The sequence below is a fragment of the Cytobacillus firmus DS1 genome (assembly GCF_000565285.1).
Classification (GTDB): Bacteria; Bacillota; Bacilli; order Bacillales; family Cytobacillaceae; genus Cytobacillus; species Cytobacillus firmus_A.
Genome location: NZ_APVL01000007.1, coordinates 152,200 through 176,665 on the forward strand (window position 1 = coordinate 152,200; position 24,466 = coordinate 176,665).

Sequence of the window (24,466 nt, forward strand, 5' to 3'; positions counted from 1 at the left end):
AATCGGTGACAAAAGACTTAATAAGCCTAGTGACAATCTTTACCGCTTCAAATGAGTTCCAATACTGAAATTGTTCTCGAATTTTACTGCATCACTATCCAACGGAAGACTTAAAAAAAATAGAAATAATTCAAACAAGAAAGTAAATTAGGGAAGAACTCCTATTGACGATGATAATCATTATCATTTAAAGTGATCATGTAATCAGTAATGATAATCATTTTCAACAAGAATGAAGGAGGAAAAATAAATTTATGAGCATTTTGCAAATAGAGAAAACCAATGAATTTTATTTAAAACAGCAGGAAAGGCGCGAATCGAACGCACGAAGCTATCCACGGCGGATTCCGATTGCGATTGAGGAAGCCGAAGGTGTCTATGTGAAGGATGCAGACGGAAAAAGGTATATCGACTGCCTTGCAGGTGCCGGAACCCTGGCCCTTGGCCATAATCACCCGGTCGTTACGGAGGCTATCGAGAAGGTCCTTCATGATAAGCGGCCCTTACATACACTGGATTTAACAACACCTGTAAAAGAAGAATTTGTAAGTGAAGTGTTTAAAAGCCTGCCACAAGAACTTGCCGAAGGGGCGAAGATTCAATTTTGCGGCCCAACCGGAGGAGATGCGATCGAAGCAGCTATCAAACTCGTTAAAACGGCAACAGGCCGAAGGAGCATCCTGTCTTTCCAGGGAGGATATCACGGGGCTACACATGGAACGATGGCGCTGTCGGGAAATCTTTCACCAAAGGAAAAAGTCCAGGGATTGATGCCTGATGTCCACTTTATGCCATATCCATATGAGTACCGCTGTCCTTTCGGGGTTGGCGGGGAAGAGACACATAAAATCAGCAGCCGCTATATTGAAAACCTTCTCGATGATCCCGAAAGCGGTATACTGCCGCCTGCTGCCATCATTCTGGAAGTGGTTCAGGGCGAAGGAGGTTCAATCCCGGCACCGGTCGAGTGGCTAAAGGAAATTCGCCGAATTACAAAAGAAAGGGATATCCCGCTCATAATCGATGAAGTACAGACAGGCATTGGAAGAACTGGTAAGCTTTTCGCTTTTGAACATGCAGGCATTATCCCTGATGTTGTTGTTCTCTCAAAGGCAATTGGCGGAAGCCTGCCATTATCCGTCGTCATTTATAACCAGATGCTTGATCAGTGGTCTCCGGGTGCACACATTGGAACATTCAGAGGAAACCAGATGGCGATGGCCGCTGGAACAGCCACTCTTCGCTATATAAAAGACAATAAATTGGCTGAAAAAGCTGGCGTATTAGGTGAAAAGCTGATGGTGGCGCTAAAGGTTCTGCAGGAGGAATATCCTGAAATTGGCGATGTTCGCGGCAGGGGGCTAATGGTTGGAGCAGAGATTGTTGATCCATCTGCACCAACCGGCCGAAAAGGGGAATTCAAAGCAGATCAGGCCCTTGCAAGCCGTATCCAGAGAGAATGCTTTAATCGAGGCTTAATCCTTGAAGTCGGCGGCAGACATGGCAGCGTTGTCCGTTTCCTTCCTCCGCTTATCATTACAGATGCACAGCTGGATGAGGTCATAAGCATCTTTACAGATGCTGTAAAGGCAGCAGTCAAATGAATCATTTTAAGCAGTATTTCTTATCTCACCACGCTGAAAGCCAGAATAGCTTTCAGCGGACCCTTTCTGAGGTCCAGAATTTACTTGGTGAATTTTACCGGCTGCAGCCGAACGTGTTCAACGGCAAAAAGGCAGAGGAAATTGAAAAGGAAATTGTCCTATTAGCAAACAGTTCACAAAATGGCGAGTCTCCGTCTAAGGTAATTGAGGAGATAATGGACAAAGTCGTAAGCAACAGTATCCATGTAACTCACCCTGGCAGCATGGCGCATCTGCATTGTCCCCCGCTGATCCCAGCCATCGCCGCTGAATTGATTATCGCTGTTCTCAATCAGTCGATGGACTCATGGGATCAGAGCACAGCCGCTACTTATCTGGAAGAAAAAATGATGAAATGGATGTCAGAAAAGCTTTCGTTAGCCGATAGTGCAGACGGCACCTTCACAAGCGGAGGTACACAATCAAATTACATGGGATTGCTGCTGGCACGGGATCATTATTGCCAGACACAGTGGAATTGGGATGTAAAAAAACTGGGGTTGCCTGCTGAAGCTCATAAGCTGCGGATTCTTTGTTCAGAAAAAGCCCATTTTACTGTAAGTAAATCAGCTTCCCAGCTCGGGCTCGGTGAACAGGCTGTGGTGAAGATCAAAACCGATGCAGGAATGAGAATGTGCATTACTTCTTTAGAAGAAGAAATCAAGCGCCTGAAATCTGGCGGTTATCACCCTATGTGCATCGCTGCCACGTGTGGAACGACTGATTTTGGAAGCATGGACCCTCTCGTGGAATTGGGGGATATCGCAAGTCGAAACGGAATGTGGCTGCATGCAGATGCTGCATACGGCGGAGCACTGGTTATGAGTGAAAAACATCACGGCAAATTGGCTGGAATCAATCTGGCAGACTCGGTGGCCATCGACTTTCACAAAATGTTTTATCAGCCTATCAGCTGCGGAGCCTTCTTTGTTAAAAATAAATCAATCTTCAGGTATTTGTCCTGCCACGCAGATTATTTAAATCCCGAAGAAGATGAACTAGTTCATCTGGTGAATAAATCGGTCCAGACTACACGGCGGTTTGATGCTCTAAAGCTCTATATGTCACTAAGGATGGTTGGAGAAAGAACCTTTTCCAGCATGATTGACCATACGATTGAGCTGGCAAAACAAACCGCCCTATGGCTAAGGGAAACACCAGGGATTGACGTGGTAAATCCTGAACCTGAATTAAATGCCATTGTCTTCCGGTTATCCGATGAAAAGGATGCTGATGGGCTTAACATGTACATTTATAAAAAACTTCTGCATAGCGGAGAAGGACTGATCGCTAAAACAAGAGTAGATGGCTTGCAGTTTCTGAAATTCACACTATTAAATCCGCAGACAACAATGGCTGAAGTGAAATTAGCTTTTGAATCTCTCATGCAATTTGCAAAAGAGTTCAAACAGAAGGAGGAAGCCCTTTGACAGATCATACTGTAATAGCACAGCAGGCAAGCATGCAGAGTTTTTTAAACTGCTATTTAAGAGAAACACAGCAGTTTCGGGTGTCTGAAAATTGGAAGCCTGAATGGGAAGGAAAAACACCTTCTATTTGGCTGGAAATCAAACTGGCCCAATTGGATATTGTTATTTATGCTGCGGTCAGGCACTGGTCTCTGACCGGAAGCCATACCTTTCAATTTCCGCTCTTTATGGAAGTCAATGGGAAGAGTGTTCCTCTTGATTATGTCACACTGGTCTCCCTGATCAGCAAGGAATTACTGTCATCTGCAGAAAGAGAAGGAGCGGAAGATGAGCTGATGCTGCGGGCGATTCTCAGCTGCCGCAATATTCAGCGCTATTTGCAGGAGCGTGAAGGGGATTCAGAAAGTCTTCAGAAAACTGACTTTACCTTTATTGAAGCAGAGCAGTCGCTGTTATTTGGCCACCTGCTCCATCCTACGCCAAAAAGCAAACAGGGAATGTCCTTTGAAGCGGAGTCTTCCTATTCTCCGGAACTAAAGGGCAGCTTCCAGCTTCACTTTTTTAAGGCGGACCGGGCGATTGTCTCTCAGGACTCAGCTGATCTGGCCAGTGCCGCAGAGATTATAATGGAGCTGCTGCAGAGTGATGAAGGATTTAAAGAAAAGTTTGGCCTGGACCCTAAATCTGTCTTCATCCCTGTTCATCCGCTCCAGGTGCCTGTTCTGTTAAAAGACAGGCAAGTGCAGGATTTGATTCATTCAGGTCAACTGGTCTATATTGGCCCTTACGGAATGCCATTCGAGGCGACGTCTTCCATGAGGACCGTTTATAATCCGGATTTTCCCCATATGTTTAAGTTTTCAGTTCCGGTGAAAATTACAAATTCACTGAGGGTGAATCTCGAAAAGGAACTTTACAGGGGAGTAGAAGTGACGAGGCTGATGCAATCCCAGTTGGGCAATAAGCTCCAGGAACTGTATCCAGCTTTCCATATCATTCAGGATCCTGCTTTCCTGAATATTCCGTTGGATAAAGAAATCTCCGGATTTGAAGTGGTCATCCGTGAAAATCCCTTTTATGAGAATGACAGCAATATAAGTTTAATAGCAGGCCTTGTTCAGAATCATGGTTATGGCGGGCGCACCCGCCTGGAATCAATTATCCATGAAATAGCAGAAAAAGAAAATCGGATGACGGCGGAAGTCAGCCGGGATTGGTTTGAAAAATACCTATCCATTACACTCGATCCTTTGATTTGGCTGTATGAAACTTATGGGGTAGCGCTGGAAGCTCATCAGCAAAATTCAATTGTCCAGCTGGACAACGGCTACCCGTCCACATTCTATTACCGGGATAATCAGGGATATTATTTTAGTGAATCAAAAGCTGAGCTGCTTTCCGAAATCATTCCGGATGTGAGCCGGAAAAGTTCTACACTCTGCAGTGATGATGTCGCAATCGAGCGCTTCCGCTATTACTTTTTTATGAACCATCTGTTTGGGCTCATAAATGGTTTTGGGACAGCGGGACTCGCTGATGAGGAAGCACTCCTGTCCATTTTGAAGAAAAAACTCTTAAACCATGATCAAAAGACCGGGGGGAGATGCGCCTTGCTTAGAAGCTTGCTCCATTTGAAGGAGCTTCCTTGCAAAGCCAACCTGCTCACACGTTTTTATGATATGGATGAACTGGTCGGTTCACTGGAAACCCAATCTGTTTATACGAAAATCCCAAATCCGCTGCAAAAGGTGCTGATTGCTGATGAAGCCGGAGTTTAGTTTTTATGATCGGGAAGTGTATCAGGCCATATCCTTTGTAAAAGTCGAGCTGGAAAGGGATGCGGGGACCCTTCATAAATGGCACCAGGAGCGTCATGTCAGTCCATTCTGGAATCTGAACATCCCTTATGAAAAATATTGGACTCATTTGGAAGGCTTTTTGGCTGATACACATCAGACACTTTTTTTAGGCCTGATGGATGGAGTTCCAATGAGCTATTGGGAAGCGTATTGGGTTAATGGGGATGTGGTTGAAAGCTGCTATGATCCTCATCCTGAAGACCGGGGAATCCATCTGCTGATTGGTGAATCAGATTATTTGGGAAAAGGGTATGCTCTTCCGCTCCTGCGTGCAATGGTCCATTTTCAATTTTTACATCAGGGGACAGAAAAAGTAATCGCAGAGCCGGACATCCGCAATAAGAAAATGATTCATATTTTTGAGAGATGCGGATTTGAAAAAATAAAGCCCATTGAGCTGCCGGATAAGACGGGCATGCTGATGTTCTGTGAAAGAGAACAGTTTGAAAGGAGATGGAAGGATGTCTTTACAGCAGCAGAAAGTGTATGACCTAATAGGTGTCGGCATCGGCCCATTCAATCTCGGCCTTGCCGCCATGATGGAAGAAACAGGAGGAAAGGATGTCCAGTTTTTTGAACAAAGGTCGGAATTCAATTGGCATAAAGGGATGCTGATCGAGGGAACAACCCTTCAAGTGCCATTTTTCGCTGACTTAATCAGTATGGCCGATGTGCAAAGCAGATTTACATATTTAAATTATCTTCAAACCCATAACAGGCTTTACCATTTTTATTTTCTGGAGAAATTTCACATTCCGCGAAAAGAATACAATGACTATTGCCGCTGGGTAGCCGGCCAGCTGCCATCCTGCAGATTTGGCTTCCGGGTCGAAAAAATCAGCCCAATAAATGAACTGTATGAAGTTGTTGTCAGAAATGTGCAAACAGGTGAAGCTGAATTTTACCTGACAAAACATGTCGCAGTCGGAATTGGAACTAGCCCCTCAGTTCCTTCACATCTGGAAGAGCATCTGAGTCCACATGTCATGCATTCTTCTCAGTATATGGAGCGTAAAAATGAGCTTGAGCAGGCAGGTTCGATCACTGTAATCGGCTCAGGCCAGAGCGCAGCCGAGATTTTCTATGATTTGCTGCAGGAGCAGGAGGAAGGTGCCTATGAATTAAATTGGTTCACAAGGTCAAAAGGGTTCTTTCCGATGGAATACAGCAAATTGGGCCTGGAGTATTTTTCGCCGGATTACATCGATTTCTTTTTCCAGCTTCCTGAGGAAAAGAAGGAGGCTCTGCTCTCTAAGCAGGATCTTCTTTACAAGGGAATCAGCATGAATACGATCGCTGATATTTATGACCTTTTGTATGATAAAACAGCTTGCGGGGATAGGCCGCCGATTCATTTGCTCGCCATGATAGAACTGGAAGGAATCGAACGAAGGAATGGCACTCATTTGCTGACATTAAAACATTGTGTTTCTGAAGAATTATTTCAGCTGGAGTCAGATTTCGTCATTTTAGGGACTGGTTATGCACCGTCCATGCCGCATTTTCTTCTCCAGATGCAGGACGAAATCGTTTGGGATGATCATAATCGCTTCAAGGTGATGCGCGATTATACTTTGGAGACTAGAACCACGAAAAAAAATAAGATTTTCATCCAAAACGGGGAACTTCATACACATGGCATCGGTGCACCTGACCTTGGGCTAGGGGCATACCGGAACGCTGTCATCATCAACCAGGTCTACGGCAGGGAAATCTATCAGGTGAACAAAAAGAATGTATTTCAATCATTTGAAGCGGATGAATCCTGGAAGACAGCCGCAGTCAGATAAAGGAGGAACAGTATGTTATTTATCAATGAAACTGAAGAAATTTTGCAGAAGGAAGTCTGGGAAAAGGTAAATCAAAATCTGCTGGCCAAAATGCTTTCAGAATTTATGTATGAAGACATGATTCAGCCAGAATTAGAAGACAATGTTTACTATTTACAGACAGCCACAGGCCGCAGGTACCGCTTTAAGGCACAAAAACGGTTATTTGACAGTTTTGACATAAAAGCGGATTCCGTTGAAGCCTTTAAAAAGGACGCATGGCAGCCGGCTGTCAATGCGATTCAATTTCTCACTGATATCAAGGAGAGTATTGGCATGTCATCCGAAACAGCGGGGCACTTGATCAGGGAATTGAATCATACCCTGATTGCCGATGCAAATTTAATGGTACATCACAGAAAAGAAGCTGATGAATTAACGGAACTTGATTATGCGGAATTGGAAGGCGAAATGACCGGCCACCCTTGGATTACCTATAACAAAGGACGCATCGGTTTTGGCATGGATGATTACTTAAACTTCGCTCCGGAAAATCACAATGAAACAAAGCTGTTCTGGATAGCGATCCACCGGGGGCGTGCCCAATTCCAGTCTGTCACTGGGCTAAACTATGAGAAACTGATTCAGAATGAACTTGGTGATGAAATGACCAGAAATTTTTCAGACATCGTCAGAAAATATGGTTTGAATCCCTCAGAATACTTTTTTATGCCGGTGCATGAATGGCAATGGAAAAACATTCTGATCCAAAACTTCCCGGAAGATTTGGCAAATAAAAAAATGATCCCTCTTGAAGAAGGGACAGACCATTATCTGCCCCAGCAGTCCATACGGACATTTGTGAATATGAGTGATAAGAGGAAACACCATGTGAAGCTTCCGATGAGCATTTTAAATACACTGGTCTACCGCGGGCTTCCTTCCGAACGGACGGTAATTGCCCCGCAGGTTACGGCCTTTATTAAAGGAATTTTTGAGAATGACAGCTTCTTAAAGGAAGAGTGTGAGGTTGTGCTGCCGGGGGAAATCGCTAGCATCAATGTCGATCACCCTTATTACAATTCTTTAAATGGAGCACCTTATCAGTACAATGAAATGCTCGGCGCCATTTGGCGGGAAAGCATCTATGCGTATTTGAAGGAAGGGGAAAAACCGATTACCCTTGCAGCTCTGCATCACGAAGATGCCTATGGAAAACCGTTTGTTCATAGTCTGATAGAGAAGTCAGGAATCAGCGCGAATGAGTGGATGAAGCAGTTTTTCAATGTCGTCATGCCGCCCCTGCTGCATTTCCTTTATCAGTATGGAACCGTCTTCTCCCCACATGGGCAAAACACCATTCTTATCTTAAAAGATTCACAGCCCGTGAGATTGGCAGTTAAAGATTATGTAGATGACGTTAATATATCAGACCAGCCATTTCAGGAGCTTTCCGGGCTGGATGAGAACCTGAAAGCTGTGCTGCGCAGTGAACCGCCTGAGGGTCTTACACAATTTATTTTTACCGGCCTGTTTATCTGCCACCTCCGCTATTTATCAAACGTGCTGATCAATCATAACTTGATGGAGGAAAATACATTCTGGTCCTATCTGGCAGAAGCTATTCAGGATTATCAGGCAAAGTTCCCGCAGCTTGAAGAACGGTTCAAGTTGTTTGATTTCTTCAAGCCGGAGCTGACCAAACTCTGCTTGAACCGGAACCGCATGGTTGACTATGGCTACGGTGATGGGGAAGACCGGCCGCATGCCTCTGAATTTGGAAAAGTGCGCAATGCTTTATATGATATTAAGGAAGAAAGGATTATGGCGTAACAGAGTATAAACTTCTAAAGTTAGTAAACTGTCCAGCTCCAGGCGCATTGCGCTTTCATTTACCCCTTTAAATCAGCAAATTAATCATTGACATAAAATACAGAAACATGCATAATAATTCTAATATTATGAAAACATTAACAGCATTGACAGGGAATCAGTAAATAGAACTCAGGCAAGAAGAGAGCGGGATTCACCGGCTGAAAGATCCTGCAGCCTGCAAAGCTATTGAACCTAGCCCTTGAGCTGCCAGGCAAACCTGGCCGAATTTCCTGCGTTAAAGGATTTCCAAAGCGGGCACTTGCTGTGTGAAGTGCCAATAAAGGTGGTACCGCGAAAGACAAAGCTCTTCCGTCCTTTTTTTAGGGATGGGAGGGCTTTTTTTATTTATAAAGGTGGTGGTAAATGTGAAAAGGGAACGGATTGTCGTCAAGATCGGAAGCAGCTCGCTGACAAATATGAATGGCGGACTTTGTATTGAAAAGCTGGAGGAACACGCAGCTGCCCTTTCCCTGCTGAAAGAGAAGGGGCATGAAGTGATATTAATATCATCCGGGGCCGTCGCCGCAGGGTTTGCGGATCTTGGCTATCCTTCACGCCCGGTGACGATCGCCGGAAAACAGGCCGCCGCAGCTGTCGGTCAAGGGCTGTTAATGCAGGGATATACCGAAGAATTTAAAAAGCATGGAATCGTAGCGGCGCAATTGCTGCTGACCAGACAAAACTTCCTGCACAAGGAGCAATATCAAAATGCATATGCCACATTGTCTGAACTATTGAAGCGGAATGTGCTCCCGATCATTAACGAAAATGATTCTGTATCGATTGAGGAGCTGGCCTTTGGTGATAACGATATGCTGTCAGCACTTGTCTGCGGGCTGGTACAGGCACACCGCCTGATCATCCTGACAGATGTGAATGGAATTTATGATGCCAATCCCCGCACTCATTCAGAAGCAAAAAAGTTCAATTTTATAACAGAAATAACTGAAGACTTGCTGAATGCTGCCGCGGGCTCAGGCTCAAAGGTGGGAACCGGCGGAATGGTGACAAAGCTTGCGGCGGCAAGGACAGCTTTGGCTCTGGGTGTGCAGGTTTTCATAGGCGAGGGGCATGGCGCGGAAAAGCTGATTGAGATTCTTGAAGGCAAAGGGGATGGGACTTATATCGGCACGGGGTCACAGCCGAGTGTCAAAACCTCCAAGCAGTGGCTTGCGCTGCACTCTGTTCCGAATGGGAAAATTGAAGTGGATCACGGAGCTGCACATGCCATATTAACTCAGGGAAAAAGCCTTCTGCCTGCAGGAGTGACCAGCATAATAGGCCATTTTCAAATTCAGGATGTCGTAGAAGTGATAGGTCCAAAAGGGGATTTGATCGGCAAGGGGCAGGTTAATTTTTCATCCGATGAGCTGCGGGCTATTAAAGGGCTATCCAGTGCGGAAGCCATGCAGCTGGCCGGGAGTGACAGCCGGGTTGTCATTCACCGGGATCACTGGGTAACCCAAAAAAGAAAGGAGAAAAGTTCATGGAGTTAATTCATAAAGGCAAAAAAGCGAAAAAGGCAGCTGCAGAGCTGGCGAAAAAAACGACAATGCAAAAGAATCATGCGCTTGAACTGATCTCAGGGCAGCTGATGCAGGAGAAGAATTTTATTTTAGAAGAAAATGGGAAAGACCTGGACGCAGGAAAGAAAAATGGAATGAGTGATGCTTTATTAGACCGTCTGCGTTTAAATGAAGCCCGGCTTCAGGATATGGCGGACGCACTACTCCAACTTACTCATCTGGACGATCCGGTTGGGGAGGTTTTATCCTCATGGGAACGTCCGAACGGTCTCGCCATTACACAAGTAAGGGTCCCGCTTGGAGTTGTCGGCATGATCTATGAAGCTCGTCCAAACGTCACGGTCGATGCATCCAGCTTATGTTTGAAGACAGGTAATGCTGTTATCCTGCGCGGAAGTTCAACTGCCATTCATTCAAATAAAGCCATTGTGAAGGTCATTCATCATGCCCTGGAAAAGAGCGACTTGCCGTCTGATGCTGTGCAGCTTATTGAGGATACGAGCCGCGAAACTGCTTCAGCTATGTTCAAACTGAACGATTACCTGGATGTCCTGATTCCGCGTGGAGGGGCAAAGCTAATTAAGACAGTAGTTGAACATTCCACAGTTCCGGTACTTGAGACAGGTGCCGGCAATTGCCATATCTATATTGATGAAAGTGCTGATAAGGAAATGGCGATTAGCATAGCGGTTAATGCCAAAACACAGCGTCCGTCCGTTTGCAATGCCTGCGAAACGATCCTTGTTCACAGAGAGTGGGAGGGGCTGGACGATCTGGTGAATGCATTAAATGAAAAAGGGGTTGTGATTCATGGCGGTGAAGGTGTCGGCGGGGAAGGAATCATCCCGGCCGTGGAAGAGGATTGGGCCGCTGAATATTTAGGGCTGGAAGTCGCATTGAAAGTGACGAAAAGCGTGGACGAGGCTATTACTCATATCAACCGCTTTGGCACAAAACATTCAGAAGCGATTATTTCTTCAAACATAAAAAGTGTGGAAAAATTCCTGAATGAAGTCGATGCAGCTGCAGTTTACCATAATGCATCCACCCGTTTCACAGATGGCTTCGAGTTTGGCTTCGGCGCTGAAATCGGCATCAGCACCCAAAAGCTCCATGCCCGGGGTCCGATGGGGCTGCCGGCTCTGACATCGACGAAATTTATTGTGAAAGGGAATGGGCAGGTGAAGAAGTAAGCGGGATTTATGGTCATTTAGGCAGTCGAATAATCTTCATGCCCCCATGATTCATTGTGAAAAAAATCAATTGAAACAGGTATTCCTGAATATCATTAAGAATCGCTTGAAGCCATGCCAGACGGCGGCCAATTAACGATTAAAGTCATGAAAAAGACCGGCAATACCGTTTCCGTTCAATTCATCGATCAAGGGGTTGGCATTTTGGAAGATCGGATTTCAAGCCTGGGGGAACCTTTTATACAACAAAGGAAAAAGGAACCGGGCTGGGTCTGATGATTTGCTATAAAATTATCGAAAACCATAATGGCCGCTTAACCATCGAAAGCAAAGTGGGGGAAGGCCCGAAGATGGAAATTGAACTTCCATTTGAGGGTGCTAATTTAGAAGGCAAAGAAAATAGAAAAAACGGTCTGATCTAGAGAGCTGGCAGTGCATGTAAAATGCGCTGTCTTTTTTTCCGCAGCAAAAGTGTCACTTGCATAGAATGCTATAATAATAGTAAATAAATTAAATACGGTGATTATAGTGTTATATTTCCTTTTGCTCGGCTTTCTTTTTATTGGGGCTGTTTTATTTATCATACTTAAAAAAATTAATATCAATACGGCTGCCATGGCGGCTGTGATGGCATTTGGCATCGTGACACAGGGCGTTTTGCTCAATTTTTTCGGGATGCCTTTCTTTTTGGGAAGCTTCGGCAAGATTCTCAGCATAGCTGATTTAGCTTTATGGCTGGCATTCCTCGTATCCATTGGAATGACCATTCTTAAAGGAGAGTTCAGGAGGCTGCATTATGCTAATCCCATTAATCGTTTTGGCATCGGAACCTGGGTGGCCGGCACTTCGATTTGCGGCACTTTGTTCTCCAGGCAATTTGGAGCAGGTGCGGAAGCCCAGGCGCTGGCGATCCTGAATGCAGGATTATGGGTTATTTATATTTGGATTAGCTTTAAAGGTTTCAAGGAGCTGGGAGCTGCACCTTTTGGCCGGCAGGCACATGGAGTTCTGCTGCTGACCACGGTCAGCACACAGTCACTTGTGCTCCTTTTTAATACTGTTTTTAAAGAGGTTCCTGTCTTATTGAATGCCGTTCTTATTATTACTGGATTGCTCCTTTATTTTATCAGTGCCTGGTTTATTCTGAAGCGTTATGCTTCGCGCGACTGGAATTTAGCGAAAGACTGGAATAATACCAATTGTATTTTTCACGGCGCGTTATCGATCAGCGGGCTTGCCATGTTCAAATCCGGTATCGCTGCAGGTCCGATTGTTTTGTGGTTTTGGCTGGCTGTTTTCCTGATCTTCATGATCGTAGAGTCTATTGAAATCATAAGACTTGCAGGTCGCATTCGTATTTATGGCTTAAAAGAAGGCATCTTCACCTACGATGTGACACAGTGGAGCCGAATCTTCACTTTTGCGATGTTCTTTACGTTTACCTTTTTCATAGAAAGCCCTTTGCAGGCTGTTATCCTGAATACAGGCATCTGGATCATTTTATTGTTACTTGTCGTTGAAATATATTTAAGTGCTGATGCATTAAGAAGGAGGCATGTCCGGATTCCTGCCGGATTCAGAAAGGAAAGTTCGGCCTAAGTGCAAACGCACATAAATAAATAGGGCTATACGAAAGTAAATAGGTCGATACAAAAGTAAATTCAGGTTATGCGAAAATAAGTATAATCCCGGAGACGGAAAAGAGCCAGCCGCATGCAATTCTGCAATGCGGCCGGCTCTTTTTAGGCCTTTTGAACGGATTTTCAATTAGGCACTTATCCTGAGTATAGGACAAGTTTGCTTCCGGGAAGGCTGAAGGTAAGGAGGCGATGTATAAATGGGTACCTTTGAAGTGTTGTCTTTGATGATCAGTTTCGGTATGTTTGTTATCGCCATGCTCCAGTTCACAGATAGAGACAGGAATTCATGAACACGCTCTCAAGCGTGTTTTTTTCGTCTTTATTTGGAAAGCCCCTCGTATTCTTTCTTAATATCTTCTGCGGTTTTATCGATTTCTTCTCCCCAATGGTCATTAACCTTGTTGAACACAATATTGCCTTTTTCATTCATTAAAGCATAGCCTCTATAGGCTGATTCGCCATTTTTCATATCGGCCCTTTCAATGAGCTCCATTTCAGGGTCTGAGACAAACGGGAGGCTGTGCCCCATCTTTTCTTCCAAAGCCTGATAAAGCTCAAGCTGCTGCTCAGGCTGATCATTGCTGACGATGTACATATTGGCATCCAAATCCTCAAATTTATCCATATTCTGATGCAGCTCGACCAGCTGCTGCTGACAGAGTCCTCAGGTGTATGTTGTGATAAAGAAGAAGACACTTGGCTTGTCCTGCGGGAAGGTAATATCATTGCCGGTTTGGTCCTTTAAGGTGATTGCTTCCTGTGCCTGATCTTTACCGCAGGCTGTCAGAACAAGAAGAACGATTGCTAATAAAAACATGAACTTTTTCTTCATATGATCTCCATTTCCTTGAAGTTATTATCTTATCATTATGGAGGACTTTTTCGTTTTTCTCAATTAAAATGCACGATTGAGCGCTTAAATCTAAAAAAACACACTCCTTTTTACAAGAGTGTGCGTTTTATGAAATATTGAGGGTTGTTCTAATGGATGAGCTTGCTTCGCTGCACTTTATAGATGAGCTTATCGAGCTCCTCTGAGTACATGAGCGTTTCAGGGTGTGACAATCCCTTGTTTTTTCCAACAGAAATCATCTTTTTGCGCAAGATATCGATGTCGTGATGAAGTTTTTTTATAGCAGTCGAAGGTGCAGTCATTGATTCGGCTCCTATTCGGGATTAAATAATAAATAATATATTCTATTATCGACAAATTAAACGGCAAATAAACAGATTCGACAAAACTTATAAAAAGATTACAAGTTTCTACAATGGTAAATGAGTCCCATTCAGAAAGGCTTGTATTAATATTTCTGTAATCTATTATTCTTCCAGGTTTTACATAAAAATATAACAGGGTTAATATTTCGTCACTATTCTTAATGTGTAAACCATTATAGATAGGGGATGGAAACATTGAAGAAGAAAATGATTTCGGTTATTGGTGCGGCAGTTATTGGGCTAAATGCGTTTGGAGGAGGTGCGGCGCTGGCAAAAGACATGCATAAGGACATTGTAAATGTGTCACATCGCGGGGCTTCTGGTTATGCACCTGAGCATACAATTGCTGCATATGACATGGGCGAGAAAATGCATGGGGATTATATTGAAGTGGATTTGCAGATGACAGAGGATGGGCACCTTATTGCGATGCATGATGTGACGCTTGACCGGACGACAGATGGAACAGGATCCGTAAAGGATTATACTTTAAAAGAAATTAAGCAGCTTGATGCTGGCAGCTGGTTTAACGAAAAGTACCCTTATGCAGCAAAAGCGGAATACGAAGGATTAAAGGTGCCAACACTTGAAGAGGTTTTCAAGAAATTTGGAAAAAACAGCAGCTACTACATTGAAACAAAATCACCGGATGTTTATCCTGGCATGGAAAAAGAACTGCTTCGTCTGGTTGAAAAGTATAATATTAATAAAAATAAACTGCTGGTACAATCATTCAGCCCTCAAAGTCTTAAAGTGATGAATGAATTGGACCCCTCTATTAAACTTGTACAATTAATTTCATATAAAGCGAACGCAGAAATCACTGATGCAGAGATTATGGAAATAAAGCAGTACGCGATGGGCATTGGTCCTAATCATACGTATTTAAATGAGGAATATGTACAAAAGGTTGTGAACAGCGGACTTGAACTGCATCCATATACTGTCAATGACAAGGAAAGAATGAAGCAGCTGATTAATTGGGGAGTAACCGGCATGTTCACAAACCATCCGGATTTGCTTCATGATGTGAAAAAAGGGCAATAATTAGAAGAACTCCTGGAATCATTTCCGGAGTTCTTTTTCTATTTAAACCAACACTGCCATAGTGAAAAATTGCTAAAAAGGGCTTGAACATGTTATTTCAAAGTGATATGATTTTTAATAGTTCAAAAATCTGTCACATTTTGATTTGAGATAGCGAACCTGTCGTCGGTTAAAATGTCATCAGATTCTATGAAGATTAACAGTTGGTCCTTTAAGCAGCGAATCCTGCTTGATACTAACCGTCAATCCTGCTTCGGCATACCCAAGTTTGGGCATGCGGGAGAGATTGGCGGTTTTTTTATTTCAAGGAACAATCCTGTAACCGCTTTAATAAGCAGGGTACGAGCATTATGAGGGGGAAAGATAGTGAAAAAGACAAAAAACCGGTGGCTGATTGCCGCCTCGGCCGTAGGGATTCATATCTCCATCGGTTCGGTTTACGCCTGGAGCAATTTTACCAATCCATTGATTGAGCAGTTTGGCTGGTCATCAAAGGAAGTACAGCTGACCTTCAGTTTGGCGATTCTATTTCTGGGATTGTCAGCAGCATTTCTTGGCCACTTTGTTGAGAAGCATGGACCAAAAAAGGCTGGTCTTCTGGCAGCAGGATTCTTTGGAGCCGGCATGCTTGGAGCCGGATTGGCAGTTAATATGGGTTCCTTGCCATTTTTGTACATAACCTATGGCGTTCTTGGGGGAATTGGTTTAGGGGTAGGCTATATTGCACCTGTATCCACATTGGTAAAATGGTTCCCTGACCGCCGCGGATTTGCAACAGGCCTGGCCATCATGGGATTCGGCTTTGCTGCAGCGGTAGCGAGCCCTGTCATGGATGGACTGATTAAATCTGCGGGTACTGCTAACACGTTCTTTATTTTAGGTGCAGCATACTTGATTATTATGACATTATCATCTTTATACCTAGAAAAGCCGCCAGAAGGCTGGGCACCTGAAGGCATGAAGGAAAAGGCTGCAGCCGGAAAAATCAAAATCAAACAGGATTTGGCACAGTTAACGGCGAATGAAGCTGTAAAGACAACCCGATTCTATTATTTATGGTTCATGCTGTTCATTAATGTAACGTGCGGAATTGCGATTTTGTCAGCTGCAAAGCCGCTGGCACAGGAAAGCATAGGCCTGACAACGGCAGAAGCAGCAACCCTTGTCGGAGTGCTTGGCATCTTTAATGGACTGGGCCGTCTGGCATGGGCATCCATTTCTGATTATATTGGCCGCCCGAACACGTATACGATTTTCTTCGTATCACAGATCGCCCTATTCCTATTGCTGCCCATCACAAAAGAAGCGATTCTTTTCCAGATTATGCTGGCTATTGTGTACACCATGTATGGCGGAGGATTCTCATCCATCCCGGCATTTATCGGCGACGTTTTTGGAACAAAGCAGCTTGGCGCCATTCACGGCTACATCCTTACAGCATGGGCAGCAGCCGGGCTTGCAGGCCCGATGTTTGCAGCATGGATGAAGGATTCAACAGGAAGCTATGCTTCAAGTCTGACAAGCTTTGCCGGACTTTTTGTGGTGGCACTTATTGTGTCCATCTTAATCCGTTTTGATATGAAAAAATTGCGCAGGCAAAATGAAGCAAATGAGCGTATGGCAAGCTAAATTTTAAGAAAAACAGCATGGAAAAGCATTCAGCCCCGCTTCCGTTTTTCTATTGGTATGGCACTTGGCAGCGATCCTGCTAAAGACTAACCGCCGCAGAAATCAGCATCTAGAATTTAGAGGCTTTTTGCGGCGGTTTTTCATGAAAAAAGGCAAGTTTATAACATTTGCCCATATAGAATAATAAGCAACTTAACCATTGAGAATTAAGAGATTCAGGATCTCTATCAAATAGAAAAAGATAAAGGAGTGTTTCAGATGGGAAAAACAAAACATCCAGGACCTCAGAATAAAAAAGCCATGCCGGATCCAAAGCATTGGGTGAGTCCGATTCCGTTCGGGCTTGGTAAAATAAAGCCTAAACATATGAGGGATACAGCAAAAATCCTGTGGGAAAACAAAGATAATATTGGGTATGCCACAAATATTTTAACAAAAGGTGTCTGCGACGGCTGTGCGCTTGGCGTTTCCGGACTTTATGACCAGACGCTTAAAGGACCGCATGTTTGTACAACACGTTTAAATGTTCTTCGTTTAAACACAGCCGGTGCGATTAAACCGGACATTTTGCATGCTGATATTGATGAGTTGCGCAAATATGACAGCACGGAGCTTCGCAAGCTCGGCCGCATCCCTTATCCGATGATCCGCAGAAAAGGGGAGCGCAAATTCTCCCGGATCACTTGGGATGATGCGATGAACATGATTGCTGAAAAAATGAAGGTGCTCGATCCGAAGCAGTATGCATTCTACCTGACGAGCCGCGGAATTACGAATGAATCCTATTATGTGGCCGCAAAAGTTGCCCGCTTCCTGGGAACGAATCACATCGATAATGCGAGCCGCATTTGCCATTCGCCTTCTAAAACCGCGTTAAAGCGTTCTATTGGAGTTGGGGCTTCCACAGCCAACTACCTTGACTGGATCGGAACGGATGTCCTGTTATTCTGGGGAAGCGTGGCATCCAACAGCTCGCCAGTATCATCCAAGTATATGCTTGAAGCGAAGAAGAACGGCACAAAAATTATCGTTGTCAATCCATATAAAGAGCCGGCGATGGACAAATATTGGATTCCGTCAAATCCTGAATCTGCTTTATTCGGCACAAAAATCGCAGATGACTTTTATCAGGTCAACATCGGAGGAGACATTGCCTTTATGCATGGCATCATGAAGCACTGGTTTGATATGGAGAAAGCGGAGCGGGGTTCTGCCATCAACCATAAATTTGTGAATGAGCATGTAAATGGCTACGAAGACTTGAAAAAGAAAGTGAAAGAGCAGTCATGGGAAGACATTATTAAATCCTCCGGTGTAACGAAAGAGCGTATCATTGAGCTTGCGGAACTGCTTGCGAACAGCAAAAACGCTGTCTATGCCTGGGCTCTTGGCCTGACCATGCATTCCTTTGCGACAGATAATATCTCACAGGTTGCGAATCTTGCGCTGCTTCGCGGCCATCTGGGCCGAAAGCATAATGGCTTGATGCCATTCCGCGGCCATTCATCTGTACAGGGAAGCGGTGAAATGGGTGCCGATCCATTCGTATTGCCTGGCGGTGACTTTTACGGAGACAATTTTACCCGCATTCAAAATCTTTGGGGCTTCGAGCTTGAGAAATGGCAGGGTGATATTGTCGGGGTGACACTGGAGAATATCCTTCTCCCAGAAGACCATGAGCGAAAAATCAAGCTTTACTATCTATCAGGCGGTAACTTCCTAGAGACAATGCCGGATCCTGATTTTATCGAAAAAGCTCTTTCTGAACTGGATATCCGCGTTCACCAGGATATTATTTTAAATACGTCTACCCTGGTAGATGCAAAAGAAGCGGTAATCGTGCTGCCTGCTAAAACAAGGTACGAGCAGGAGGGCGGCGGTACCTCCACTTCAACGGAGAGAATGGTGTACTTCAGTCCTGAAATTGAAGGAAATAAAAATAAAATTGCAGAGGCGCGCGAAGAGTGGAAAATTTATATCGATCTGGCAAAACGCGTAAAGCCTGAAACTGCCCATCTTGTCGATTTTAAAGATGCACAGGAAATCCGGGATGAAATTGCAGTGGCGAATCCTAATTATGATGGCATCCAGCACTTGAAAAAAGCAGGGGATGTCTTCCAATGGGGCGGAGCATGGCTATGCGAGGACGGAATCTGTCCGACACCGGATGGAAAAGGAACACTTATTACAGTCGATATACCTGACCTTGGCAAAAAAGAAGGCCAGTTCATCGTCACATCCCGCCGCGGCAAGCAGTTCAATTCCATGGTCTACAAAGAAGTGGATCCGCTGAACGGTGCCGGACGATACGATGTATTAATGAACGCTGAAGATGGAAAAGACTTAAGCATTGCAGAAGGTGAAGGGATCGTCCTTTACAACGGATTCGGTGTCTTCCAGGGAAGAGCCAAATTCGTTGACATCGCCCGCGGCAACGTCGAAGTCCACTTCCCTGAAGGAAACTTCCTGTTGCCAAGAGGCCGCTACGAAAAATTCGCGGGTATCCCTGACTACAACATCACAGTCACCCTCGAAAAAGCGGACCGCTACAATGCACGCAAAGACGTGGAATATAACGAAAAACACATCGCTGAAGATGAAATTGATGCACCAGCGTAAAAGGAGGGAGATGGCTTTTTGGGCCATCTCTCTTTTGTTTGGAAATGGAATAGAAAAAATATAGCAACTGCTGCTGCCCAATTTTCAAAATAGGCTCGTCCTCCTGCAACATCCATTATTTCCCTTCGTCATATTCAGTGAGGTGAAAATAATGAAGAAAATAAAACAGGCATTTGCAGCAGGAGTCATTTCTATGGCAGTTATTTTTTCAGGGGGATCTGTTTTAGCGGACCACAGCGGTGATAGAGAAATAGCTATGGTGAAAAAAGGGGATACTCTATATTCTCTGGCAAAGAAGCATCATCTGAGTGTGACGCAGATTAAGGAGCTGAATGATTTAACTGGTACGACCATCTATCCTGGTCAGCGTCTCATTTTATCCGGGGAAGAAGCTGGATACCATAAAATTATTGCCGGTTCTTTCAGTAAAAAAGAGAATGCGGAAAAGCGGGCAGCATTGCTGAAGAAAAAAGAAATCCCTGCCGCATTTAGCACGGCTGTCATAGATGGCAAAACATATTACCGTGTGCAGGCAGGTGCTTTTAAGGACAGGAGGAATGCTGTGAATGGGCTGGAGGCAGTCAAAAAAGCAGGAATTAAAGATGCCTTTATTCTTTCCAGCGGTGAGCTTCATATTTTTGGCATAAAGCCGGGAGATGCCTATGATGACATCATATCGAGAATGGGCAAGCCAAAAAAGACTGACACTCAGCTCAATATTAAAAGCCTTTACTACCAGGGTGATGGTGCCGGTGTAAGGGCAACCATAAATATGAAGGATGGTACAATTCGCAGCCTTGCTGTATATCCGGAATATTTAAGCCCGCGTCTGTTTCCGGCTCTTCCCTTTACTAAAGCTGAAGCAGTTAAAATGTATGGCGGTGCTAACAAGACAAAAACGGTAACTTGCTACGAATCAGCCAAGTGTGAAGAGTTAACCTACCAGCTTGATGATATCGAACTCAAAGTCCGGATTGACAGGGATCAAACCACTGTCCAGTTTCTGGAAATAACCGATCTCACTTATCGATAATTCTATTTGGAGGCCTCCTGAGCCTCCGTTCTTTTTTTTGAAGGAATATTCTTCCTTTTGAAGAATACCTATTTATCTGGGTATTATTTACCAAATCAGGAGGGGAAGTTATGGAACAAAGAAAATGGACACCGATAAAGGAAATGGACGGATCAAATACGCTTGTTTGGGGTGATAAGCCGGAAATGCTGCCTGAACAGGCATTTATCTCACTGACAAGAGGGGAAGGATTAAATCTCATTCAATTGTTTATTAATCAGGTGCTGACATTATTGGTAATGAATCAGATGAAAAAAACACCGGGTCTAATCTATGCTGAACTAAATGGAGAACTAAAGAAATGGAAGGGAAACGGGCAGACCATGACCGTATGGGACGGAAAGCAGATGCAGAAATTCCGTAATCACAATACACATGATTTTGCGATGAAATTTTTTACTTGGATCATCCATCGGAAAAACACTAAAAACTACTATCTTACATATTCTGCAAATGAGACAATCCCCACCGTTCCTGAGGTGAGAGATATCTTAAGAAAATACGGCAAGTTTTATGATGGAGGTGTTCTTGCCAGGAAGGAAGGCTGGACCGCCAAAATTTGAGAAAGATAAGAAGTCTTCATAAAAAAACCAGCTCCAATTATTGTTTTGGAGCTGGAGTTTTTTGCTTTTCTGAAGATTTACTTATCATACCCATTATTCCGCGTGTCAGCAGGAAGGTCGCCAATATAGATATAAAGCTATAATAAGAATTCCATGATTTCTTATATTTGATCAACTGTGTGTGTTTTTCAAGAAAATGTTCTGCAATTGCCGATGGAACACTAAATATCAGGGACTTCAGCAGGATCCCTTTTAGGCCGCTATTTCGGGTCTGCTGATTAAAATAAACACATGTGATGGGAAAAATGATATAGCTGAATAGTACACTGACATCGAACGTCTTAAACAGATTAACCGGGTACTTGAGATAGCCTTTTCGCACTAAGAGATTATCTAAGAAGGTGGCAATATAGCTTTTCAAAAAGAACACGATAAGCCAGTCTTTTATAGGGGGCTTTCTGACCAAATGGAAGAAAGCCCCGATTCCGAAAATAAACAGGCTGCGCAGCAGATTTCGTTCAAACTTTCTTCCCAATTGCAATTTCTCCTTTGTAACCTGGTGTAACTAAAAAATCAGGTTAAGGCTTTAGTAAGACTTTAATGCAGTCCTCCGTTTTCGTATCAAATGCTTCGTAGCCATGCTTTGCCTCATCCAGCGGCAAAACATGGGTGACGATGTCGCTTGGATCGAATTTGGCTTCAGCGGCGAAGTTACAGAACTGATGTTAAAAAAAGGCTGGATTTATCCGCGTGATATCGGAAAACAAATAGAGCTGGATATAAAATCCGCTGATATGGCCATTACTATTGGAAATATGGAGCTGTTTCCAGCGAATACTGACCGGCTTGGCACTTTTGCCACACCGGAAAAATCGCTTTCTTGTATAGTTCCTTTAATTCCTGAATTGCTTGAATCGACTGTTCCACATCCTTTTCAAGCAATTTTTTTAAATCGTTATCAAAGCAGATGCCTATAACCATCTTAGACTTAAGCAGGCAATCTGTTTTAAAATTCAGCATTTCATGTGTTTCCATTGTTTCATGGTAGCCAAGGCCTAACTCGTCCATAATTACGCCCTCCTTTTAACTGTTAATGTTTCTTCTTTCAACTGCTTTATACGTAATTCACAGTGACTGGCAGAAGAAATAAATACCACAGGTTTCTAAAGTGGGAAATGAGCAAAATGAGAATATAAATGTATGGGAGGATTATTTATGATGAATGAAATGGGATTGCATGAAACATTGGAGCTTCATGAGCTTCTGGTTTTTAAAAACCTGTGTCACTAAATCGGTGGCTATGGGCGGGCTTGTTCAGGATCCGACTTTAAAAACGATATTGCAGGACAGTGAGGCGGGGGATGTTAAATTCATACAGGAGATGCAAAGCATTCTGAAAAGGAGGCACGGAATAAATGAATAATTTTTTGAAGAATTTAATGGGAATGGGCGGAATGTCTGATCAGGTGATTGCAACGGATTTTTTAATTTCCGCGAAAGCGGGCATCCGGAATATTGCATTCGCCCTTACTGAGAGCGGTTCACCTGAAGTAAGGGAACTTCTAAGGGAGCAGTTAAAGATTGCGGTAGAAACTCATGAAAAAATAACAAATTACATGATCAGCAGGGGAACCTATTATCCGCATAATTTGAAAAAACAGCTGGAAACGGATATGAAAATTACTGAAACCGCATTGAAGCTAAGTCAAAAGAGTTAATAGATCTAGACAGGAAAAAACTTCTATTGAATCCTTGTGTAAATTATATTATTATAATAAAACAAGCTGCATTGTACGTAATCATACTAAAGTTTTAACCTTTAAGCTGAAATAGGGAGTTTCACATCGGAACAGGAATGACAAGCCTCTGTCTATAAGACAAGGAGGACAGGCAGGAATGTTTCTGCGAACACCCACTTTGAGGAGTGGTGGTTTAAAACTTTCTTATACCAGTTACGGCAAAAGCGGCTGCATACTTATGTTATCAAACCAGTTTCCAATCGGGGGCTGGTTTTTTTATACATAAATTAAATGAAACATCAAAGATAGAGCTGTCTATGCAGCTCTATCTCCCTTTTACACCATACAAAATGCAGCCAACCCCGCAAAGCACCCATAAGATCTTGCTTAGTGAAACTTTATCAGCCATTCCTGTCAATCCAATGACTGTTGTCAAGAGAAGCACAGGCGGTCCTATAAGGGCCAGTGAACTATTCACAATCAATGCTTTTTCGATATCATTCATTTTTAAGATTAATAGTGCAACATAAATTTCAATGCTTCCGGAAATAAGCCGCAGTATGGCCATACCGAGAATCGCTTTATCAAGAAAAAGAAACATTATGTACCTCCTAAACCTTCTTGTCGTCATTATATGAGAGCTGACCGAAATGAAGGACAAGTTTTCAAAAGTAAATGTTTCATAAGTGTTACAAAGATTACAAGCAACAGTGAATTAATGTTTTTTAAAAGTCCATAGAATGCGCTTACAAGTATTTTTCTTTGTTTAAAGACTTAATTATTTCTTAGCCTATCAAACTTTAAAATACCCCCTTGCAGGGTTTCCAGATGGAAGAATAATGCAAAATCAGCAATGCGCTTTTGTTTAAATAATCTATTTTTAACGCAGCTGTAATCCTTTCCATTAAGGGTTTAAGTAAAATAAAAGTAAGGGGGAGGATTGCTATGGAGAAAGCTATTTTACATCATCATGACTTATTGGAAATGCTGGATGGATTGTTAAGAGAACCAAAATTATTCTGGGAAACTTTCTACGAAGACCGGGACAAAGAGATTCCATTTTTTAAAGTGAACGGGCCTGATGAAAACCTGTCTGAGTACATTCAACATGGCCTGCAGCCTGGAAAGGTACTCGAAATTGGATGCGGCCCAGGAAGGAATGCCATTTTTTTGGCGAAGAATGGGGCACAAGTGGATGCCATCGATTTTTCCGAAAAGGCGGTCAAATGGGCAATTGAAAGAGCAAATGAAGCACAGGTGAAAATTAATTTTGAATGTGTATCTCTATTTGACTTAGATTTTGAACCTGACAGCTATGATTTTATTTATGACAGCGGCATGTTTCATCATCTTCCGCCTCACAGAAGGCTTACATATCTGGAAATAGTTAAAGCCGCACTCAAGCCTGGAGGAAAGTTTGGGCTGGTGTGCTTTAATCCGGATGGCGCGCTTCCCACGCCGGACTGGGAAGTGTATCGCACCGGCAGCTTAAAGGGGGGCATCGGGTATACAGAAGAACGTTTGAAAGCGATCTTTCAAGATGATTTTTATTTTCTGGAATTTAGAACGATGAAAAAAATTCAGGAGCCCAGCGATCTATTTGGCGAAGATTTTTTATGGAGCTGCCTGATGCAAGTAAGGTAG

25 protein-coding genes, 1 other RNA gene, 1 pseudogene and 1 other annotated feature are annotated in these 24,466 nt (G+C 43.5%); of the genes and pseudogenes, 20 read left to right on the forward strand and 7 right to left on the reverse strand.

Annotated features, from left to right (window positions below):
- The first annotated feature begins 254 nt into the window (after positions 1 to 254).
- The 11 genes from PBF_RS11140 (at position 255) to PBF_RS27210 (ending at position 13,225) form a co-directional block, all read left to right on the forward strand.
- Positions 255 to 1,604 carry an aspartate aminotransferase family protein gene (locus PBF_RS11140; protein ID WP_035329835.1) on the forward strand — a complete coding sequence of 450 codons (1,350 nt, stop codon included), beginning with the start codon at positions 255 to 257 and terminating at the stop codon, positions 1,602 to 1,604.
- On the forward strand, positions 1,601 to 3,073 hold the full coding sequence (locus PBF_RS11145) for a pyridoxal phosphate-dependent decarboxylase family protein (RefSeq protein ID WP_035329837.1): 1,473 nt from the start codon (positions 1,601 to 1,603) through the stop codon (positions 3,071 to 3,073). Before PBF_RS11140 ends, PBF_RS11145 begins: the two co-directional genes overlap by 4 nt.
- Positions 3,070 to 4,851, forward strand: a complete 1,782-nt coding sequence (locus PBF_RS11150) for an IucA/IucC family protein (RefSeq protein ID WP_035329838.1) — start codon at positions 3,070 to 3,072, stop codon at positions 4,849 to 4,851. The genes PBF_RS11145 and PBF_RS11150 overlap by 4 nt, the downstream gene beginning before the upstream one ends.
- Positions 4,835 to 5,422: a GNAT family N-acetyltransferase gene (locus tag PBF_RS11155; RefSeq protein WP_081757269.1), complete on the forward strand. Its 588-nt coding sequence runs from the start codon at positions 4,835 to 4,837 to the stop codon at positions 5,420 to 5,422. Before PBF_RS11150 ends, PBF_RS11155 begins: the two co-directional genes overlap by 17 nt.
- Positions 5,394 to 6,722, forward strand: a complete 1,329-nt coding sequence (locus tag PBF_RS11160; RefSeq protein WP_035329839.1) for a lysine N(6)-hydroxylase/L-ornithine N(5)-oxygenase family protein — start codon at positions 5,394 to 5,396, stop codon at positions 6,720 to 6,722. Before PBF_RS11155 ends, PBF_RS11160 begins: the two co-directional genes overlap by 29 nt.
- Positions 6,723 to 6,734: 12 nt before the next feature.
- A complete protein-coding gene (locus PBF_RS11165) occupies positions 6,735 to 8,534 on the forward strand; it encodes an IucA/IucC family protein (RefSeq protein WP_035329840.1) in 1,800 nt (599 codons plus the stop codon).
- Positions 8,535 to 8,671: 137 nt separating this feature from the next.
- Positions 8,672 to 8,896 (forward strand) — a binding site (T-box leader).
- Positions 8,897 to 8,941: 45 nt separating this feature from the next.
- The gene (gene proB, locus PBF_RS11170; protein ID WP_035329841.1) at positions 8,942 to 10,072 is read left to right on the forward strand and encodes a glutamate 5-kinase; all 1,131 of its coding nucleotides are present in this window, start codon (positions 8,942 to 8,944) and stop codon (positions 10,070 to 10,072) included.
- A complete protein-coding gene (locus PBF_RS11175; protein WP_035329843.1) occupies positions 10,063 to 11,295 on the forward strand; it encodes a glutamate-5-semialdehyde dehydrogenase in 1,233 nt (410 codons plus the stop codon). The genes proB and PBF_RS11175 overlap by 10 nt, the downstream gene beginning before the upstream one ends.
- Before the next feature lie 275 nt (positions 11,296 to 11,570).
- Positions 11,571 to 11,717 (forward strand): hypothetical protein, encoded by a 147-nt coding sequence (locus PBF_RS26775; RefSeq protein ID WP_235192241.1) that lies wholly within the window; start codon positions 11,571 to 11,573, stop codon positions 11,715 to 11,717.
- 106 nt (positions 11,718 to 11,823) lie between these two features.
- The gene (locus PBF_RS11185) at positions 11,824 to 12,894 is read left to right on the forward strand and encodes a hypothetical protein (RefSeq protein WP_235192242.1); all 1,071 of its coding nucleotides are present in this window, start codon (positions 11,824 to 11,826) and stop codon (positions 12,892 to 12,894) included.
- A gap of 238 nt (positions 12,895 to 13,132) precedes the next feature.
- The gene (locus PBF_RS27210; protein ID WP_226618119.1) at positions 13,133 to 13,225 is read left to right on the forward strand and encodes a putative holin-like toxin; all 93 of its coding nucleotides are present in this window, start codon (positions 13,133 to 13,135) and stop codon (positions 13,223 to 13,225) included.
- Between the two features lie 29 nt (positions 13,226 to 13,254).
- Here the strand turns inward: PBF_RS27210 and PBF_RS11190 are convergent, their stop codons facing one another.
- The 3 genes from PBF_RS11190 to PBF_RS25445 all read right to left on the reverse strand — a co-directional run bounded on the left by PBF_RS11190 (position 13,255) and on the right by PBF_RS25445 (position 14,090).
- On the reverse strand, positions 13,255 to 13,581 hold the full coding sequence (locus tag PBF_RS11190) for a redoxin domain-containing protein (protein WP_268745108.1): 327 nt from the start codon (positions 13,579 to 13,581) through the stop codon (positions 13,255 to 13,257).
- Between the two features lie 18 nt (positions 13,582 to 13,599).
- Positions 13,600 to 13,767, reverse strand: coding sequence for a hypothetical protein (locus tag PBF_RS26470; RefSeq protein WP_200870033.1), 168 nt, complete (start codon positions 13,765 to 13,767; stop codon positions 13,600 to 13,602).
- Between the two features lie 149 nt (positions 13,768 to 13,916).
- A complete protein-coding gene (locus PBF_RS25445; RefSeq protein WP_081757270.1) occupies positions 13,917 to 14,090 on the reverse strand; it encodes an aspartyl-phosphate phosphatase Spo0E family protein in 174 nt (57 codons plus the stop codon).
- A 249-nt stretch (positions 14,091 to 14,339) separates the two neighbouring features.
- On the opposite strand from PBF_RS25445, the gene PBF_RS11195 reads away from it, so the two are divergent.
- The 5 genes from PBF_RS11195 to PBF_RS11215 all read left to right on the forward strand — a co-directional run bounded on the left by PBF_RS11195 (position 14,340) and on the right by PBF_RS11215 (position 21,083).
- A complete protein-coding gene (locus tag PBF_RS11195; protein WP_430515283.1) occupies positions 14,340 to 15,200 on the forward strand; it encodes a glycerophosphodiester phosphodiesterase in 861 nt (286 codons plus the stop codon).
- A 366-nt stretch (positions 15,201 to 15,566) separates the two neighbouring features.
- Positions 15,567 to 16,829 carry an L-lactate MFS transporter gene (locus PBF_RS11200; protein ID WP_081757271.1) on the forward strand — a complete coding sequence of 421 codons (1,263 nt, stop codon included), beginning with the start codon at positions 15,567 to 15,569 and terminating at the stop codon, positions 16,827 to 16,829.
- Positions 16,830 to 17,087: 258 nt separating this feature from the next.
- Positions 17,088 to 19,448, forward strand: a complete 2,361-nt coding sequence (locus tag PBF_RS11205) for an FdhF/YdeP family oxidoreductase (RefSeq protein ID WP_035329850.1) — start codon at positions 17,088 to 17,090, stop codon at positions 19,446 to 19,448.
- A 151-nt stretch (positions 19,449 to 19,599) separates the two neighbouring features.
- Entirely contained in the window at positions 19,600 to 20,481 is an 882-nt protein-coding gene (locus PBF_RS11210) for a LysM peptidoglycan-binding domain-containing protein (protein WP_035329851.1), read from the forward strand.
- A gap of 110 nt (positions 20,482 to 20,591) precedes the next feature.
- Positions 20,592 to 21,083 (forward strand): hypothetical protein, encoded by a 492-nt coding sequence (locus PBF_RS11215; RefSeq protein WP_235192244.1) that lies wholly within the window; start codon positions 20,592 to 20,594, stop codon positions 21,081 to 21,083.
- Between the two features lie 37 nt (positions 21,084 to 21,120).
- On the opposite strand, the gene PBF_RS11220 is transcribed toward PBF_RS11215, so the two are convergent.
- From PBF_RS11220 to PBF_RS11225, 3 genes and pseudogenes are all read right to left on the reverse strand, one after another.
- Positions 21,121 to 21,618, reverse strand: coding sequence for a CBO0543 family protein (locus tag PBF_RS11220; RefSeq protein ID WP_035329852.1), 498 nt, complete (start codon positions 21,616 to 21,618; stop codon positions 21,121 to 21,123).
- A 43-nt stretch (positions 21,619 to 21,661) separates the two neighbouring features.
- Positions 21,662 to 21,787 (reverse strand): annotated as a pseudogene (locus PBF_RS26780) (glutathione-dependent formaldehyde dehydrogenase); the annotation flags it as partial.
- A gap of 100 nt (positions 21,788 to 21,887) precedes the next feature.
- Positions 21,888 to 22,151: a spore coat protein gene (locus PBF_RS11225; RefSeq protein WP_051488871.1), complete on the reverse strand. Its 264-nt coding sequence runs from the start codon at positions 22,149 to 22,151 to the stop codon at positions 21,888 to 21,890.
- A gap of 154 nt (positions 22,152 to 22,305) precedes the next feature.
- Here PBF_RS11225 and PBF_RS11230 point away from each other — a divergent pair, with 154 nt between their 5' ends.
- From PBF_RS11230 to ssrS, 3 genes are all read left to right on the forward strand, one after another.
- Positions 22,306 to 22,506 (forward strand): hypothetical protein, encoded by a 201-nt coding sequence (locus tag PBF_RS11230; protein WP_035329853.1) that lies wholly within the window; start codon positions 22,306 to 22,308, stop codon positions 22,504 to 22,506.
- Positions 22,499 to 22,801 carry a spore coat protein gene (locus PBF_RS11235; protein ID WP_035329854.1) on the forward strand — a complete coding sequence of 101 codons (303 nt, stop codon included), beginning with the start codon at positions 22,499 to 22,501 and terminating at the stop codon, positions 22,799 to 22,801. Before PBF_RS11230 ends, PBF_RS11235 begins: the two co-directional genes overlap by 8 nt.
- 60 nt (positions 22,802 to 22,861) lie before the next feature.
- Positions 22,862 to 23,057: non-coding RNA, 6S RNA (gene ssrS / locus PBF_RS25155), on the forward strand.
- Between the two features lie 90 nt (positions 23,058 to 23,147).
- Here ssrS and PBF_RS11240 read toward each other — a convergent pair.
- Complete coding sequence (locus PBF_RS11240; RefSeq protein ID WP_035329855.1) at positions 23,148 to 23,423, reverse strand: YqhV family protein; 276 nt, start codon at positions 23,421 to 23,423, stop codon at positions 23,148 to 23,150.
- Between the two features lie 344 nt (positions 23,424 to 23,767).
- Between PBF_RS11240 and PBF_RS11245 the strand changes: the two genes are divergently transcribed.
- Positions 23,768 to 24,466 carry a class I SAM-dependent methyltransferase gene (locus PBF_RS11245; protein ID WP_035329856.1) on the forward strand — a complete coding sequence of 233 codons (699 nt, stop codon included), beginning with the start codon at positions 23,768 to 23,770 and terminating at the stop codon, positions 24,464 to 24,466.